Annotated in this window: 3 protein-coding genes and 1 other annotated feature; all 3 genes read left to right on the top strand. The window is 38.6% G+C overall.

The genetic code is table 11. The features are described 5' to 3' along the window. Nucleotides 1-50 precede the first annotated feature (50 nt). Nucleotides 51-956: a hypothetical protein gene (locus tag WB217_RS15070; protein ID WP_423994060.1), complete on the top strand. Its 906-nt coding sequence runs from the start codon at nt 51-53 to the stop codon at nt 954-956. Continuing rightward, nucleotides 925-1,224, top strand: a complete 300-nt coding sequence (locus tag WB217_RS15075) for a hypothetical protein (RefSeq protein WP_423994061.1) — start codon at nt 925-927, stop codon at nt 1,222-1,224. The genes WB217_RS15070 and WB217_RS15075 overlap by 32 nt, the downstream gene beginning before the upstream one ends. Before the next feature lie 53 nt (nt 1,225-1,277). After that, nucleotides 1,278-1,490, top strand: a binding site (T-box leader). A gap of 40 nt (nt 1,491-1,530) precedes the next feature. Further along, on the top strand, nt 1,531-2,748 hold a 1,218-nt coding region (gene argS, locus WB217_RS15080), incomplete at its 3' end, for an arginine--tRNA ligase (protein ID WP_423994062.1).

Here is a 2,748-nt window from a genome sequence, read left to right on the forward strand (position 1 = left end):
GGCTTTAGCAGCTTTGAAAAAAATGGATGTGTTAAAAGGAGGCAGTCAAATTGAACAATCATTTTGATGAAAATTGGAAGATTCTGAAACAAATCAAACCTGCTGCCTACAAAAAAGAAGCAATTCGTAACCGGATCACCAATTCAATTAGAGCAAAAACAAATGAGAGACCTGTATTAAGAATATTTGAATGGAAGAATGTACTGCTTACCAGCCTATTTCTGTTCATTTCAGCAGGAATTCTATTTCAATTGCAATCAAACTATGAAACGCAGGAAGCACCTGTTTCCTCTTTAAGCAAGAACAGTCAATTCACATGGAAAGTAGCGAATATACATGGGGAAAAAACTAAAGATGGCTATACGTTTTTTAAAGAAGAAAGCTCAATACCGGTTGGTTATGCAGATATAGTGACAGAAGATGAACAAAAAAAGATAACCAGCACCGGTGCAATGTATGTAGAAAAGGAATTGGAACATTTCCCTTATCCCACAACTCTCTATATTGAACATGTGAAAATGACAGATGTTTCACTGCGCTATCACTTCTTCGTTAATGCAGCGAATAAAACCACTCATTTCAGTTTTGACTTTCCAAAGCTTGAATACGCAGAAATATTTCATTTAATTGCTACATTGCAGTTTAAGGATCAAAAGCCATACATCCATGATGAACAGCTTTATACTACACATGGATATGACACTCTGCCTTTCCCGGTTGGATTGGAACCTGTAGAGAAGTATGGCCACACCGAAAAATACATTTGGGAAAAAGCCAGTTTGAAGGAATACAGAAATTACCTTAATAAAATTAAATCAACAGGTGAATGGGAGGAGAAATCAAAGGATGGTTCATCTCAAATCTTAGCTTCCAGCACAGGATATGAAATAGTAAAAATAACTCTAAATGGAAAAGAGATTTGTTATGAATTTACTTACCCTAAGCGGGGTGAATAAGATTTGCGACTTGTCAGCAATTGTTGTTTTCAATAAGAAGGTGGAAAATTGCTTCGTAATGAGGAAATTTTTCCGCATGGGATTTGGAAAAGAAGCTGCAGTTAAACTCTTTGACCTGTTTCCAGGAAAATGGAGCATCACGCAAGTTGAAAAGAATGAACCGGCAAAAACCTTCTGGAGAAAATTATTCGTGAGTACACAGGTGGAAACAACAGTTAAAGATTCGATGAACGCAATAGATCTATTCAGGAATTTGATACTGCATTAATCATAAAATAATGGTTGCAAAGTTTAAGTACGGTTGTATATAATGGTAAAAATATCTAATCGATGAAAAAGAGAGTAGTTATTCAATGTCTGCTGCAGCGAGCCAGGGAAGGTGAAAGCCTGGTGCGACTGAATAATGAAGCGCACTTTTGAGATGCCTGCCTGAAATCAGTAGGGCAAGCCGGAGAGATTCCGTTATCAATGCAAGCAGGTTCCTTTTGTGGAACAATTAGGGTGGTACCGCGGGATTTAACTCTCGTCTCTTTTATTGAGACGGGAGTTTTTTATTTTTTTGGGAGGGTTTGGGATGAAGTATGTAACGAAGTATGCTGAAGTTATAGTGTCAGAGTTAGATGATAAGCTTACCATCCAGGAAGCAGAGCGGCTGATAGAAAAACCTAGATTTACAAACCAGGGTGATCTGGCTTTCCCATGTTTCCAGCTTGCAAAGCTTATGCGTACGGCTCCTGCAAAAATTGCCGAAGAACTCAGTCAGAGATTGCAAGGCGTAAGTCCGGAACTTTTTGAAAAAGTGGAACCAGCAAGCGGTTATGTGAATGTGTTTTTAAATAAAACCAGTGTTGCTCAAGATGTTTTGAATAATATTATTGAGCAAAAAGAACATTATGGTGATGTTTCAATAGGAAACAATGGTGTTGTTGCTATTGATATGTCCTCCCCAAACATCGCAAAGCCTTTTTCAATGGGGCACCTTCGGTCAACAGTGATTGGTCATGCAATCGCTCTAATTCTCGAGAAAACTGGCTACAATCCTGTTAAAATCAATCACTTAGGCGATTGGGGAACACAATTTGGAAAGCTGATCACTGCCTACAAGCGGTGGGGTTCCGAAGAAGCAGTGAAGAAGAATCCAATTAAAGAATTACTGACCCTATATATTAAATTTCATGAGGAGGCAGAAGTTAATCCCGAACTTGAACAGACCGGCCGCGATTGGTTTAAAAGACTGGAAGATGGTGACGAAACTGCCTTGGAGCTGTGGAAATGGTTCAGAGATGAATCACTGAAAGAATTCTCAAAGATCTATAATTTGCTGGGGATTGAATTTGATTCATTTGCTGGGGAAGCCTTTTACAATGATAAAATGGATGAAATCGTGGAGCAGCTGGAAAATAGCGGGCTTTTAGAGGAATCTGCTGGAGCACAGGTAGTTATGCTGAATGAAGAAGAGTTTCCTCCTTGCCTGATAAAAAAATCAGACGGTGCCACTTTGTACGCTACCAGGGATTTGGCAGCGGCTAAGTATCGGTTTGATCAATATCAATTTGTGAAATCTTTATATGTAGTAGGGAATGAGCAAAGCCTTCATTTTAAACAACTAAAGGCAGTACTGACAAAAATGAATTTTGACTGGGCAGATCATTTGGTTCATATTCCATTCGGCATGATGCTGAAGGATGGAAAGAAAATGTCCACACGTAAAGGCAAAGTTGTCTTATTAGAAGAAGTCCTGAATGAATCGATTCAGTTAGCATTGAAAAATATCGAAGACAAAAATCCATCA

The organism is Mesobacillus sp. (assembly GCF_049588175.1).
Lineage (GTDB): Bacteria > Bacillota > Bacilli > Bacillales > Cytobacillaceae > Mesobacillus.